A 14126-nucleotide genomic window follows, 5' to 3' on the forward strand; every position below is an offset into this window, starting at 1 on the left:
GACGTCTTCCGGGCTCAGCCTTCCTTGGCCAGCCGCCTGAGCTTGGCGATGGCGGCGTCGGCACTTTCGCCATAGGCAATGGTGCCGAAGAAATCTCCTGTGCGGCCCAGCAGCAGCACGGACGCCGTGTGATCCATCGTATAGTCTCCGCCCTCCGTCTCCACCTTGCGGGAGTAGATGCCGAAGGACTTGGTCATGGCTGCGATCTCGTCGGGTGATCCCGTGATGCCGACGATCCGGTCGGAGACGTTGCCGACATAAGCATTCATGATTTCGGGCGTGTCGCGCTCCGGGTCGACCGAAACGAAGTAAGCGCGGATGTCCTTGCCGTCGTCGCCGAGCTTCTTCAGCCAGCCGTCGAGTTCGAACAGCGTAGTCGGGCACACTTCAGGGCAATGGGTAAAGCCGAAGAAGACGGCGGAAGGCTGGCCGCCACGGAGGGCCGCCTCGGTGATCGGCTGCCCGCTCTGATCGACCAGCGTAAAGGGGGCGCCGAAGGCCTCGCCGGAGTGCTGGACCCGGTACCACTGGAAGGTCATGAGGCCGACAACGGCCGCCATCACAACGAGAATTCCGACGAGGATAAAGCGCATCATGAAAAGGGTTCCAGGCTGTGGGCGGTCAGGTCGTCAGAAGCACCAGGCCAGCCCGGCCTCTGCCATGGCCATGAACATCGCCGCGCCCTTGTCGAGCCAGGAGGCGAATGCGACCCCAGAAACGGCCGCGAGCACGGCGAGACCGAGACCGATCTTCGTCAGCGACAGCGTGGTTATGCGGGCCTGTGCCTTCATGCCAACAAGATAGCGCGGCAGGCCTGCCTGCAAAAGATGCCAACTTGACGCTGGAATATGCCACCCTGCTTGCAAGGGATAGAAGCTCGCCCCAAGTGAGAGGGCAGAATCATCCCGAAGGAGATATGGATGCGCCGTATTGCCCTTGGCTTTCTCGTCGGCTGCGCGGCCGCCGCCTGGCCTGCCGCGGCCCAGCAGGTCGGCGAGGTGGGCGTCGACTGGCTCGGCAACGACATAATCGTCGAGGCGATCAAGGACCCCGGCGTCGATGGCGTCACATGCCATGTCTCCTATTTCGATCGCGGCGTGATCGACCGGCTGCAGAAGGGCAACTGGTTCGAGGATCCGTCCGACACCGCGATCTCATGCCGGCAGACCGGACCGATCACCATCTACGACATCGCGCTCGGCGAAGAGGGCGAGGAAGTGTTCAAGCAGGGCATCAGCCTGATCTGGAAAAAGCAGGTGGTGAACCGCATATACGACAAGACCAACGACACGCTGATTTACCTGGCGCATTCCCGCCAGGTGCAGGACGGCTCGGCCAAGATGTCGATGTCGACCGTGCCGCTCTACGGCCAGCAGGTCGTCTGGGCGAAGGGCAAGCCCAAGTAAGGCGGCGTCTAAAATTAACCGAATTGCTTCGACCAAAAATCTGGCGAAGGCGGTGCGGTGCTGCCGCCCCTGGCTTGCCCCTCACTGTCCTGCCGGACATCTCTCCCCGCGAGCGGGGAGAGAGAGGCCGGGCGCTCGGATTTCGCCAATCGGAAACCTCGGCGATTGGCAAAAACGTAGACACGATCGGCTCTCTCCCCGCTTGCGGGGGTGAGCACCCGGTTCGCGGAGCGAATTCATCGTGCCAGTGGCACGATGAAAGGCCAGCGAACGCCGGGACGCTGCGAAGCAGCGGGGACCCGGCCGGTCGTCCGGCAGGACAGTGAGGGGCGCAAAGCGAAGCGATTATTTTCCGATGTCTCCTAAGCTTGCGGCGGCGTCGCGGCCGGCGTAAAGCGCCGCCATGACCGCCGATCTCCGCTTCACCGATCCGGAACCGCGCATCCACCCGACCGCCGAGCTGAAATCCTGCCGGCTCGGCCGCTATTCGGCGATCGGCGAGCGCGTTGTGCTGCGCGAGGTGTCGGTCGGCGACTACAGCTATTTCGAGCGGCATGCCGAGGCTATCTACACGACGATCGGCAAGTTCTGCTCCATTGCCGCGAACAGCCGCATCAACGCGCTGGAGCATCCGCTGGAACGGCTGACCACTCACAAGCTGAGCTACCGCCCCAATGAATATTTCCGCTTTCTCGGCGTCGATCAGGGATTTCGGGACAGGCGGCGGGCGAAGAAGGTCTTGATCGGCCATGACGTCTGGATCGGCCATGGCGCGGTGATCCTGCCCGGCGTTACAATCGCCAACGGGGCCGTCATCGGCGCGAATGCGGTCGTCACGCGCGACGTCGGTGCCTATGAGATCGTGGCTGGCATGCCGGCGCAACGCTTGCGGCTTCGTTTCGACCCCGAGGTCGCCGCCCGGATCGATCGGCTCGCCTGGTGGGACTGGCCGTCCGAACGGCTTTTCGAAGCCATTCCCGACATGCAGAACCTGGCGATCGAGGATTTCCTCGACCGTTGGGAGGGCCGCGACGGCTGACGTTCGGATACCGACGGTTTCGCGGGAGGAGCGTCCCTGCGGAACCCGCGAGACCGCAACTGCGTTTCCGGCACGGTTTCAACCATGTCCTCGGCGGCAATCCTCGAGGGTGGCGAGGTCGGCCATGTCTGCGGAAGCGATCTTCACCAAGGCAGCGAACCGGGTCGCACATGCCGCGGGCATGCCGACGACCTTCGTCCTGTGCTGCGGCATCGTCGCCATATGGGCCGTCACCGGGCCGCTGTTCGACTTCTCGGATACCTGGCAGTTGATCATCAACACCGGGACGACGATCGTGACCTTCCTGATGGTGTTCCTCATCCAGAACACCCAGAATCGCGACGGCGCGGCCATCCAGGCCAAGCTGGACGAACTGATCAGGGTGGGCAGGGGCCACGATCAGTTCATCGGCATCGAGCATTTGACCGAGAGCGAAGTCGAGGCGTTTCGCAAGAAATGCGAAGATGCGGCTCGCCGGCATGACGAACGGAAGAAGAAACAGGCCAGGCAGTCGGAAAAGGCGTAATACCAAAGCGCTTCGCACATCCACCGAGCGTGGACGCTGACGCATGCAATGAGTTCGATGCTGCTGCCGCATCCGCCCGCCCTCGGTCGCCGGCGCGGCCCATCGTGGCCGCTTGGTTTCCGCGCCAACGGGCGTGGAACATCCGGTGGCATGCGCAGACCCTTCAAGCAGGTTTTGGCAGCCAGTCGGCGCAGGAAGTCGCATGTCTCCCGACAAGGCGAACGAGGGGCATTCCACCGTTCAAGGTGTGGCGACGAATTCGATCAACCGCGTCGCTCCGAGTGACAGCGCACATGCGGCGAGTGCGCTGTCACACATTTCGGCTATTGCAAAGAAGGCATCACAGTAATCATTATCCCTGATCGAAGTCTTGAAGTCGGGGGACTGCAGAGTCTTCATACCAGCGACAATTGAGAGAGGAGGTTCGTCATGGCGACAAATCCAATGGCTGGGGCCACAGGCAACAGGTTGGCTGACATGGGCGTAAGATGGGGCTGGTTGCTGGCCCTTGGCATTCTCATGGTAGTGCTGGGTGTCATCGGGCTTGGCATGACCTACCAGCTGACCCTTGTGGCAATGTTCTGGCTGGGTGCTTTCGCGATCATTGGCGGGATTGCGCAGGTGCTGGACGGGTTCCATCACAGGGAATGGAAGAGTGTCGCGTGGCACGTGATCATCGGAATCATCTACGTGGCGGCTGGCATCCTGCTGATCGTCACGCCGGTCGCTTCCGCATTCTGGCTGACACTTTTCCTTGCCGTTTCACTGGTCGTAACAGGCATCATTCGTATCGTGATGGCGTTTCAGGTTCGTGGGCACGGAAGCGCGTGGATTGCGGTCTTGTTGTCGGGGTTGGTCTCCATCGTTCTCGGCTTCGTGATCTATGGAACGGTTGTCCCGCCGGGCGCGGAAGCACTCGCCACGCCAGAAGGCCAACTGGAGTGGGTCCGGTCATGGGGCTGGGTCATTGGTCTCTTCGTCGCGATCGAACTGATCATGGAAGGTGCTGCGTTGATTGCGATCGCGCTGGGGGTCAAAGGCGCACAGGAAGCACCAAGGAGCTAGAGCCATATCCGACCGGATGTGAAACCCACCCCGTTTCCTCGAGGCGAGGCGATTCGGCAGGAGAGGCGCGCAGCTCGACGGGGTTCGATCGGCCAGGCGGTTTGTCAATGAAGGCGGTGCCTAGCTTACCCGGGCATCGGCCCACTGTGATCGTGCTTTGGAGGCGCCGATAGTCAGCCGACCTTCTGCTCCGTCGGCTATTTCTTCTTCAGATAGTCAGCGAAAGCCTGGCTGTAATCCGGATGCCAGCGTGACAGCGCGGGACGGTTCTCGATGATGTCGCCGATCGCCCAGGCCATGCGCCGCTCATCGGTTGAGCGGTCGGTTTCGTTGTCGGGGCACAATATGTAGAAGTCGTTGCGGGCGAGGCTCGTCAGCATGAAACTCACAACCTGATCGGGCGTCCACGCCCCGGCCGGCTTTTGTCTAGCGCCCGTGGTCATGCCGGTGAAGGTGAAGCCGGGGATCAGAAGGTGTGCGGCGACCTTCGAGCCTGGCTCGTTGCGCAGTGCATGGGCGAGGCCTTCCGTGTAGGTCCGCACCGCCGATTTCGAGACGTTGTAGGCGAGATTGCCCGGCGGCGTGGTTATTCCCTGCTTCGAGCCGGTGTTGACGATGAGGCCGGGCTTGCCGCTTGACAGCATGCCGGGCGCGAAGGCCTGCACGCCGTGGACGACGCCCCAGAAATTGATCTCGACCAGTGCCTTCCAGTCCTCGAGGTTCTCCCAGGGCTTGCCGGGATTGCTGCCGACACCGGCATTGTTCATCACGAAGGAGACGTCGCCGAACTGGGTATTCGCCTGGTCGGCGAGGCGATCGAGATCCTCGGGCCTGGAGACGTCGCAAGGTATTGCGATGACGTCCTCGGGGCCGCCCAAAGCTATTGCCACCAATTCCGCCAAAGCGCTGTGAAGAACCGGGCTTTCCCGGTCTGCTATGACGACACGCAAGCCCATGCTCGCGAATTTGCGGGCCACGGCAAAGCCGATGCCGCTCGCCGCGCCGGTGATCACGGCGACATTGCCATAGGCGAGGGCAGGGATGGCAGATTCCGGGGTCATTTCAAAGCCTCCAGCTTGCCCCTGATATAGCGATTGTGGCGGCTGGTGGCGACCGGTGCTTTAAGAGGATGGGACGGTCTACAGGTTGTACCAGCGGGCATGGGTGCTGAGGCATCCACCTTACCTCAATCGCCGGCGTGGCCCCTCCGGGCCGCTCGACTTGGCGCCAACAGGCTGCGCCCGGTCGCGCGCTCAATCGGTCGATTTTATCGAATGCAGAACGTCGCGCGAAGAAAAATTCGCGCGACGTTCCAGGTTCCTGATTAGCGCATGCCGTTTCCCGCAACCGCTGCACATTCGGAAGGCATGCTTAGCCTGGCGGGCCGGTGGTGCCAATCGCATTCGGCCCGCCATTCATCTTGCGAAGCTTCGTCATGAAGTCTTGTGGCATGAGATAGATGCTGGGTGTCTTATACCCCATGGAGCGTGCGATACTCGCAACGAAAGCGTTGCAGTTGTAGACTCCCGCGTGCCAGAAGTGCGACCGCCCCTGGATCTTTCGGATCTTTGCGACCGCAGTATTGTATTCGCGTTCGGTCAACATGACACGCCAGTATGCCGACCTGTATTCGTCTTCCAGATCGCCGTCGCTCCAGCCGGTTTCGGCCGGAACGGGGATGATGTGACCCAGCATATAGGGGATCACGCTATCCGAGGCGGGATGGAGCCCGGCGACTTCCGGATTGATCATCTTGCCGGAAGGGCTCATTCGGCCGAACACCACGTAGGAATGGCCGTAGCTGAGGGCATATCGAGAGCGGAACTCGATGAAGTAGCGTTTGCCCTTGCCTTTGGACGAAGCAGCCACGAGTTGATGCTGCGGCCCGCTTTCTGGCCGCAGCAATGTTTTCGCGCCGCGGTCGGACAGACCTGGCGTTGCCGAGGCTGACCCCCCGCCCATCTGGCACGCGCCGATTGCCAGCGAGAACAAAGCCGCCAAAAACAGACGACAACTTACCACCGTTACCCCATCTCTGAACTCCGATTTCTGAACTGCGAGGAACACAAATCGTGGTCAGGCATCAGCCACGGCCCTCCGTCGTGCCGGCCGAAGATCGATCCTACTTGATCACGGGCTCTGCCGGCGCTGCGACGGGCGGCGGCGCCTTCCCTTTGCCCTTGCCGATTCCGGCGCAACCTCCAAGGCTGGCGACGGCTACCGAGGTAAATACAGCGACCAGAATTCTAATCATCGCGCAATCCTTTCCCCTGATGGTGAAACAGATTATCGAAGCTGCGATTCTACAATAGCGCGAAACTCTCCGAAGGCAAATTATATATAAAACGTGGTTAATTTCAGAAATATTTCGGCAATACTACATATCGGCGGCGATGCGCCTGATGCGCACCGGCCGCCGCCGCGGCGAATACAATGCCCCCCTAAATTATCACCACTCTCGTGCCCACCGGCGTGCGGCCGTAGAGGTGAACGATGTCGTCATTCGTCAAGCGGACGCAGCCGCTCGACACTGCGTGGCCTATTGTCCAAGGTTCGTTCGTCCCGTGCAGCCGGAACATGGTGTCGCGGCCGCCGCGATAGAGATAGAGGGCGCGAGCGCCGAGCGGATTGTTGAGACCGCCGGGTACGCCGCCCGCATATTTCACCAGGCGCGGCTTTCGCCTCATCATATTGGCGGTTGGCGTCCAGGAGGGCCACTCCGCCTTGCGCCCGATGGATGCGGTGCCCTTGAGAGTACGGCCTTGCTCGCCGACGCCTACTCCGTAGCGTGTCGCCGATCCGCGCCCCTCAACGTGGTAGAGGTAGTATTCCGACGTGTCGATCACGATCGTTCCGGCCGGCTCGCTCCCCGAATAGGGCACGCGCCGCCTGCGGTAGCGAGGATCCGGTCCGCGTTTCGGTGCGTATGCGGACAGCAATGGCGCCTGCTGCAATACCGTGCAGCCACCCATCATCAGGGCCAGGCCGGTGAGAATCAGCCCGCGGCGCGTGATCTTGCCATTGCTCATGCCTGCCTGCCCAGAAGTCAGCCAGCATAAAGGTTCTTCTTCTTAACATTCGAAAGCCCGCGGGCCAAGTCCCTGAGAATCAAGCCGCTTCGTGTGTTCGCACGTCACTCGCCTGGACTGACCCGGTGATTGCCGAGTCCTGCGGCAATGTCGCGAAATCAGCTGCCAATAGCCACCGATGGAACCGATTCATCGGATCGACTCCGGCACCTGGGTGCCTCCTCGGTATCGCCATTCCTGACGTCGTGTGTGAGCGGACATGCGCCGCCGACCATGGAGGGTCGTGTCCCACCGAGCATGTAGGTCGGCCGTAGCGCAGCAGGGTTCCGGCTCAACGAGCACCCGCCGTTCCGAGGATCGGCGGGCGCGGTACGTCGCCGTCGGAAACTGGTCAAACCCCCTTCACAAACCCGTCGAGCACTTTCTTCTGGCCGGCCTTGTCGAAGTCGATGGTGAGCTTGTTGCCGTCGATCGAAGCGACGTTGCCATTGCCGAACTTCTGGTGGAAGACGCGGTCGCCGACCTTGAACGGGGAGGGGGTGTCGGCGACCGATTTCGCCACCAGTTCGCCCTCGATCGTGCGGCCCTTCACCGAGCCGCGGCCGGCGCCGTAGCCGGAATCGACCTCGCCGTAGCCGATGCGCTCGACCTGATGGCCGGAGCGCGTGCCCCAGTTGCGGTCGGTCGCCTCGGTGCGGTTCTGCTGGGCGCGCTGCCAGCCTGGGGTCGCATAGCTGTTCGAGAAGGCGCCGCCGCCGACATTGTCGAAGCGCGATGCGCCATAGGGATTCTGCCGGCCGCCGCCATGGCGCCCGCCGTCTCCATAACCGATACCGTAGCCCCCATAGGAGCTTCCGGTCTCGGCCACTTCGACATGGGCTTCCGGCAATTCGTCGAGGAAGCGCGATGGGATGGTCGATTGCCAGAGCCCGTGGATGCGGCGGTTGGAGACAAACCAGATATGCAGGTTCTTCTTGGCGCGGGTGACGCCGACATAGGCCAGCCGACGTTCTTCCTCCAGCCCCGAGCGGCCGCCCTCGTCGAGCGCCCGCTGATGCGGGAAGAGCCCTTCCTCCCAGCCGGGAAGGAAGACCGTCTCGAATTCGAGACCCTTGGCCGAATGGAGCGTCATGATGGAGACGGCGTCGAGTTCCTCGTTCTGCTCGGCGTCCATGACCAGTGCCACATGCTCCAGGAAGGAGCGCAGCGATTCATATTCCTCCATGGAGCGGATGAGCTCCTTGAGGTTCTCCAGCCGGCCTGGGGCCTCCGCTGAGCGGTCGTTCTTCCACATGTCGGTGTAGCCGGACTCCTCCAGGATCGTCTCGGCGAGCTCGGTATGCGGGGTGGTGTCGAGCCGGTCGCGCCAGCGGGCGAAGTTCGCGGCGACCTCGCGCAGCGCCGCGCGCGGCTTCGGCTTCAGCTCGTCGCTTTCGGCAAGCTTCCCCGCGGCCTCCAGCATCGGCACGCCGAGCATGCGGGCGGTGTCGTGGATCTGGCGGATGGTCGCTTCGCCCAGGCCACGTTTCGGCACGTTGACGATACGCTCGAAGGCGAGATCATCAGCCGGCTGTGCGACCACCCGGAAGAAGGCCATCGCATCGCGGATCTCCAGCCGCTCGTAGAAGCGCGGGCCGCCGATCACGCGGTAGTTGAGGCCGAGCGTCACGAAACGGTCCTCGAACTCGCGCATCTGGAAGGAGGCGCGCACCAGGATCGCCATGTCGTTCAACGGGTGCTCGTCGCGCTGGAGACGTTCGATCTCCTCACCCACGGCGCGGGCCTCTTCTTCCGAATCCCAGGCGGCGTGGACCACCACCCTGGCGTCGTCGGGGTCGGCGCGCTCGGTGAAGAGCGTCTTGCCGAGACGGCCTTCATTGTGGGCGATGAGATGGGAAGCGGCCCCGAGGATATGGGCGGTCGAGCGGTAATTGCGCTCCAGCCGGATGACGGTGGCGCCCGGGAAATCCTTCTCGAAACGCAGTATGTTGTCGACCTCGGCGCCGCGCCAGCCATAGATGGACTGATCGTCGTCGCCGACGCAGCAGATGTTGATCTTGTTTTCGCTCACGGGCCGTTCCGCGCCTGACGGCGCTGGCCCTCCGCGGGGGCCTCGCATGAGCTCGGGCGGCCCGTTGGCCGCTGCTCGGCCTGCGGCGGAGTGGGTTTCGCTCACGAGCCGTTCCGCGCCTGACGGCGCTGGCCCGGCCGCTTGTTCAGGGCTTGCACGGCTGCGCTGGGTTCCGGGGCGCTGCGCCAGGAGCCGGAGCCACATATATTGCGCCGTGTTGGTGTCCTGATACTCGTCGACCAGGATGTAGCGGAACTTTCGGTGGTACTCCTTCAGCACGTCGGGGTGCTGGCGGAAGACGCGGATCGGGTGGCACAGGAGGTCGCCGAAGTCGCAGGCGTTCAGCGTCTGCAGGCGGTCCTGATAGGCCTTGAAGAGCTCGCGCCCCTTGCCGTTGGCGAAGGCCCTGGCGTCGCCTTCGGGAATGTCGGCCGGTCCGTAGCCCTTGTTCTTCCAGCCGTCGACCATCTGGGCGAAGGTGCGCGCCGGCCAGCGCTTGTCATCGAGGCCCTCGGCCTGGATCAACTGCTTCATCAGCCGGATCTGGTCGTCGGTGTCGAGGATGGTGAAGTCCGAGCGCAGGCCGGCAAGCTCGGCATGGCGGCGCAAGAGCTTCACGCCGATCGAGTGGAAGGTGCCCAGCCAGGGCATGCCTTCGATGGCCGTGCCGACCAGCAGGCCTATCCGCTCCTTCATCTCGCGGGCGGCCTTGTTGGTGAAGGTGACGGCCAGGATCTGCGAGGGAAAGGCCTTGCCGGTGGCGAGGATGTGGGCGATGCGGGTGGTGAGCACCCGCGTCTTGCCCGTGCCGGCGCCGGCCAAAACGAGAACCGGCCCTTCGGTCGTCTCGACGGCCAGCCGCTGCTCCGGATTGAGGCCTTTCAGATAGTCCGGCATGCCGCCTTGACGGGCGGCCATTGCGCGGGCGGCGATGCCGCTTCCCTGCGGGCGTGGTGGCGCGGGCGCGTGCGAAGGTTCGCCGCGCGGCGGAGGTGCCTCCTCGTCGAAGAAGGGCAGATCGTCCGGAAAGCCTGACATGCCCCCGAATGTAGTGATTCGGCCGGGAAAGGCCAGCAGCCTGAAGCCTGTCCCTGACAGGACGGCCAGCTTTCGGGGCCAATGGCGCGGGCCACGAACAGCGTCCGCGCCGTAGCGAACGCCCACGAACCGCCCCGCGGCACATGCTCGCGACGCCGCCCTTGAATATGATTTAACGTTGAACTATATGGTTGAACGTTAAACTATATGGAGGATGACATGGCGACGCGGCGAAACATCCTGAAACTGGTTGGCGGCGGCATTGTGCTCGCGGCGGCCGGGGGAGGTCTCTGGGCGGCGACGCGAGACCCGAAGAAAGCAAGGATTCCCTGGGAAGTGGCCGGGCGCGGTGAAAGCGATCCGCGCCGTAATGCGTTGTCCTACGCTCTCTTGGCGCCCAATCCGCACAACCGGCAGCCGTGGCTGGCGGATCTCGGCTCGCCGGGCCAGGTCACGCTCTATTGCGAACTGGACCGAAGGCTGCCGTTTACCGATCCGTTCGACCGGCAGATCACCATAGGCCTTGGAGCCTTCATCGAACTCCTGGCCATGGCGGCGGCGCAAACCGGCCACCGCACCGACATCACGCTTTTCCCCGAAGGCGAGCCGCAGCCGCGGCTCGATGCGCGGCCGGTCGCCCAAATCACCTTCGTTCAGGATGCCGCGGTGGAAAGCGATCCGCTTTTCCGGCACGTCATGGCCAGGCGGTCCAACAAGGAAGAGTACGACATGTCACGGCCGGTCCCGACCGAAGCGCTCGCGGCGATTGCCGGGGCGGCTCGCGGCGGGCGCATCGCCCATGCCCACGAACCGGCGAAGGTGCAAAGGCTGCGGGACCTGGCCTGGGCCGCGATGCAGGTCGAACTTGCCACGCCGCATACGCTGAAGGAAAGCGTCGACATCATGCGGATCGGGCGGGCCGAGATCGAAGCCAATCCGGACGGGATCGACTTGTCGGGGCCGCTGCTCGAGGGGCTCGCCATCGCCGGCGTACTGTCGCGCGAAGCGATGCTCGATCCGTCGTCGAGCGTCTGGCAGCAGCAGGAGGCGGTGTTGAAGCCGAATTTCGACAGCGCCATGGCCTTCCTCTGGCAGGCCACACCCGGCAACGGCAGGGCCGACCAGATTGCAGCCGGCCGCGATTATGTCAGGCTCAATCTCGCCGCGACGGGGCTGGGCATCGCGATGCAGCCGTTCAGCCAGGCGCTCCAGGAATATTCCGAGATGCGGCCCAATTTCTTGCGATTGCGCGACGAACTGGGGATTGCCGAAGCCGAGACGCTGCAAATGTTCGTTCGCCTCGGTTATGGTCCCGATGTCAAGGCCGCGCCGCGCTGGCCGCTCGATACACGGATCAGGAGCGCATGAACGAAAAGGGCGGAGCACTCGAAGAGGCTTTCCGTTTCCTGACCGAGATCGGCATCATCGCGCAGCTTGCCGGCACAGCCTTCGAAAAGGCCATGCCTGAAGGCATGACCATGCCGCAATTCGTGGTGCTCAATCATCTTGCGCGGCTCGGCGGCGAGTGGACGCCGCTGCGCCTGGCCAATGCGATGCAGCTAACCAAGGGTGCGATGACCAATACGCTCGGCCATCTCATCCGCAAGAACTTCGTCGCGGTCCGCCCTGACGACAGGGATGGCCGCTCGAAGCTCGTATCCCTCACCGCCGAGGGACTTGCCGCGCGGGACAGGGCCATCGCCGCCCTGGCGCCGGAACTCGCGGCGCTTGTCGAAGGCGTGTCGGCGGAGCTGCTGACCGAAGCGATCCCCCCGCTGGAGACGGTGCGCAGGTTTCTCGACCGGAGGCGGGATCGTCCTTCCGACCGCTGAGGGCCGTCGCAGCCCGACGGGGTGCCGTGGCCCTGACCCGAAGGACCGACGCGGGGGCTGCCGAAGTCCCTTCCGGTTTCCAGGCAGGCACTGTAGTCTCGCCTTCGGCCCGATGCAGCCGGCAGCCCGCGTCCCGCAAGGGGCATGGCGAATGCATCGACGTCCTGTCGTCCGGCTTCTTTCGAACGGCGAAGGCTTCAGCAATGCGGGCACTGACAGGCATGCTTCGCCGCAACGAAGGAACCATTGTCATGCGCACATTCCGTGATGCAAAAGCCATGGCGAAAGCCATGCGCGACGCACTTGCCGCAAGGGGGCACGATATCCAGCATAGCGAGGCTCTGGAGATCGTCGCCCGCCAGTTCGGCCTGGACAGCTGGAACATACTGTCGGCGAAGATCGGAGCGGATGCGCTCCGCGCGCCTGCGGAACCGGTGCGGTTCGAGCCGCCGGCGCCGATCTTCCGCATCTTCGACGAGGAAAAGGCGCGCGGCTTCTACGAAGGTTTTCTCGATTGCCGGGTCGACTGGGAACACCGCTTCGCTCCCGACACGCCGCTCTATATGCAGGTGTCGCGCGGTGCGCTCCGGCTGCATCTTTCCGAGCATGCCGGCGACGCCAGCCCCGGCGGCAACATGGTCGTCTACACCAAAGGCGTGGAGGCATTGCAGAAGGGGCTCGTCGCCAAGAACTACCGCTACAACCGGCCGGGCCTCGAACGGCAGGAATGGGGCCTCGAATGCCAGGTCATCGACCCTTTCGGGAACAGGATCAGGTTCCTGGAGGTCGCCGACGGGGCATAGTCCATCGTCGCACTTCCCGAACATCGCGCCGGATCTCGTGCCGATGCGGCGGCGCAGTCAGTTTTTCGGCTCGGCCTTCGCGATGCGGCGATCGGAAAAGTTGAGCCGGCGGGCGGCAATTGCATGGGCGATCCCGCTTAGCTCGTCATTCCCGGCAACCAGCGAGTCGAGCTCGGTCATCTGGTTCATGGCGATCAGCTGCAGGATGTCCAGCCGGATCGCCCCGTCGGTCGCGCGCGGCAGGCGGGCGACCGGCTGGAGATGGTCGGGGCGCGCGGAGGTATCGAGGCCGATACCGTCCAGCGCCGAAAGCGGCATGCCCTCCTTCGCCTCGGCGAAGGCATAGATGCCGACGCCTTTCTTGGGCAGCGGGAAGGTGGCGAGCGCAACGTCGCCGACGCCCGGATGCGCAAGCAGGGCCTCCACGATCTCCGGCCCTTCATGCTCGATGCGGTCATGGGTGCCTTCGCCGTCCGACCAGCGGAAGAGGCCGCGCGTGACCAGGTTGTAGACCTTCTTGCCCGTCGCCATCCAGATGCGCGAGGGCAGGGAGCGCCGCGCGAGAAGCCGGGCGCCCGTGGGCGAAAGAAGATGCGGTGCAAAGGCCCGCTTCTGCTTCAGCAGATGCCGGAAGTCCTCATAGGCCATGATGCGATAGAGCGGGCCGCGCCGGCGATGCCGCGAAGCGAGCTGGAAATCGATCACGGCCGCAAGCCCCTCCGGCGTCATCAGCCAGTTCTGCGGCTTGGCGAGGTCGTTGTGGGTAATGCCCTGGCGCCGCAGCGCGCGCAGCAGCCGGTGCGCGTCACGATACCAGGCAGCGTCCTTCGGACGGCCGAGATGCAAAGGCGTGCCTTCGCTCCAGTGGCGGAACAGGCCGTCCTTGTCGACGGAGATGATCTGCGGCGTGCCGATGACGCCCTTTACGGCACGCAGCGCGGCGATCTCGCGGCGCGCCAGCACCCAGCCGAGAGGCCGCGACCAGAAGGGGGCCGCCGTCACCACGCGCCGGATGATCTTCTCCTGCGCAGCGCCGGCAAAGTGCCCCTTGCGAGTCTCCGAAAAGAGATCCCGCTTCAGGACGGTTTCGGTCACGAATTCCGGCATATGGTTCCTTCTGGTATCGTCAGGCGACGCGTCCGGAAAATCCGACAGCGACCGCCATGCATGCTATCGCATCGGCTCGAAATCGGCATCGATTCCGCGAGCACGATGCGCATCGTCCATGCAGCTCAAGGCGCGCGCGGCGCTCTATTGGCACGGCCGGACGGCGTTGTCACCCTTTCCAGGCGGCGGCAGGATATGCGGTTGTGAAGG

The 14126-nt window shown here is 63.7% G+C and carries 15 protein-coding genes; 7 read left to right on the plus strand and 8 right to left on the minus strand.

Annotation, left to right across the window (positions count from 1 at the left end; genetic code table 11):
• Positions 1 to 14: 14 nt before the first annotated feature.
• Positions 15 to 596 carry an SCO family protein gene (locus JN302_RS19410; protein WP_202314285.1) on the minus strand — a complete coding sequence of 194 codons (582 nt, stop codon included), beginning with the start codon at positions 594 to 596 and terminating at the stop codon, positions 15 to 17.
• A 33-nt stretch (positions 597 to 629) separates the two neighbouring features.
• A complete protein-coding gene (locus JN302_RS19415) occupies positions 630 to 791 on the minus strand; it encodes a hypothetical protein (protein ID WP_202314286.1) in 162 nt (53 codons plus the stop codon).
• A gap of 129 nt (positions 792 to 920) precedes the next feature.
• Here JN302_RS19415 and JN302_RS19420 point away from each other — a divergent pair, with 129 nt between their 5' ends.
• The 4 genes from JN302_RS19420 (at position 921) to JN302_RS19435 (ending at position 4036) form a co-directional block, all read left to right on the plus strand.
• A complete protein-coding gene (locus JN302_RS19420) occupies positions 921 to 1406 on the plus strand; it encodes a CreA family protein (protein WP_202334118.1) in 486 nt (161 codons plus the stop codon).
• A gap of 403 nt (positions 1407 to 1809) precedes the next feature.
• Positions 1810 to 2445 carry a DapH/DapD/GlmU-related protein gene (locus tag JN302_RS19425; protein ID WP_202314289.1) on the plus strand — a complete coding sequence of 212 codons (636 nt, stop codon included), beginning with the start codon at positions 1810 to 1812 and terminating at the stop codon, positions 2443 to 2445.
• Positions 2446 to 2569: 124 nt separating this feature from the next.
• Positions 2570 to 2971, plus strand: coding sequence for a low affinity iron permease family protein (locus JN302_RS19430; protein ID WP_202314291.1), 402 nt, complete (start codon positions 2570 to 2572; stop codon positions 2969 to 2971).
• A 429-nt stretch (positions 2972 to 3400) separates the two neighbouring features.
• Positions 3401 to 4036: an HdeD family acid-resistance protein gene (locus JN302_RS19435; protein WP_202314293.1), complete on the plus strand. Its 636-nt coding sequence runs from the start codon at positions 3401 to 3403 to the stop codon at positions 4034 to 4036.
• A gap of 197 nt (positions 4037 to 4233) precedes the next feature.
• On the opposite strand, the gene JN302_RS19440 is transcribed toward JN302_RS19435, so the two are convergent.
• The 5 genes from JN302_RS19440 to JN302_RS19455 all read right to left on the minus strand — a co-directional run bounded on the left by JN302_RS19440 (position 4234) and on the right by JN302_RS19455 (position 10174).
• Positions 4234 to 5097, minus strand: coding sequence for an SDR family NAD(P)-dependent oxidoreductase (locus JN302_RS19440; protein WP_202314295.1), 864 nt, complete (start codon positions 5095 to 5097; stop codon positions 4234 to 4236).
• A 310-nt stretch (positions 5098 to 5407) separates the two neighbouring features.
• Entirely contained in the window at positions 5408 to 6028 is a 621-nt protein-coding gene (locus JN302_RS19445; RefSeq protein WP_244846531.1) for a hypothetical protein, read from the minus strand.
• Between the two features lie 130 nt (positions 6029 to 6158).
• Complete coding sequence (locus JN302_RS39195) at positions 6159 to 6290, minus strand: ABC transporter (protein WP_244743419.1); 132 nt, start codon at positions 6288 to 6290, stop codon at positions 6159 to 6161.
• Between the two features lie 187 nt (positions 6291 to 6477).
• Positions 6478 to 7065 carry a L,D-transpeptidase gene (locus JN302_RS19450; RefSeq protein WP_202334120.1) on the minus strand — a complete coding sequence of 196 codons (588 nt, stop codon included), beginning with the start codon at positions 7063 to 7065 and terminating at the stop codon, positions 6478 to 6480.
• A gap of 391 nt (positions 7066 to 7456) precedes the next feature.
• A complete protein-coding gene (locus tag JN302_RS19455; RefSeq protein WP_202334121.1) occupies positions 7457 to 10174 on the minus strand; it encodes an ATP-dependent helicase in 2718 nt (905 codons plus the stop codon).
• A gap of 219 nt (positions 10175 to 10393) precedes the next feature.
• Here JN302_RS19455 and JN302_RS19460 point away from each other — a divergent pair, with 219 nt between their 5' ends.
• From JN302_RS19460 to JN302_RS19470, 3 genes are all read left to right on the plus strand, one after another.
• A complete protein-coding gene (locus tag JN302_RS19460; protein WP_244846534.1) occupies positions 10394 to 11542 on the plus strand; it encodes an Acg family FMN-binding oxidoreductase in 1149 nt (382 codons plus the stop codon).
• Positions 11539 to 12006, plus strand: a complete 468-nt coding sequence (locus JN302_RS19465) for a MarR family winged helix-turn-helix transcriptional regulator (RefSeq protein ID WP_202334123.1) — start codon at positions 11539 to 11541, stop codon at positions 12004 to 12006. The genes JN302_RS19460 and JN302_RS19465 overlap by 4 nt, the downstream gene beginning before the upstream one ends.
• Positions 12007 to 12257: 251 nt before the next feature.
• On the plus strand, positions 12258 to 12809 hold the full coding sequence (locus JN302_RS19470) for a glyoxalase superfamily protein (RefSeq protein WP_202334124.1): 552 nt from the start codon (positions 12258 to 12260) through the stop codon (positions 12807 to 12809).
• Between the two features lie 57 nt (positions 12810 to 12866).
• On the opposite strand, the gene JN302_RS19475 is transcribed toward JN302_RS19470, so the two are convergent.
• Positions 12867 to 13916 carry a phosphotransferase gene (locus JN302_RS19475; protein WP_202314304.1) on the minus strand — a complete coding sequence of 350 codons (1050 nt, stop codon included), beginning with the start codon at positions 13914 to 13916 and terminating at the stop codon, positions 12867 to 12869.
• Positions 13917 to 14126 lie beyond the last annotated feature (210 nt).

Origin of the sequence: Mesorhizobium sp. L-8-3 (genome assembly GCF_016756615.1) — a bacterium.
Classification (GTDB): domain Bacteria; phylum Pseudomonadota; class Alphaproteobacteria; order Rhizobiales; family Rhizobiaceae.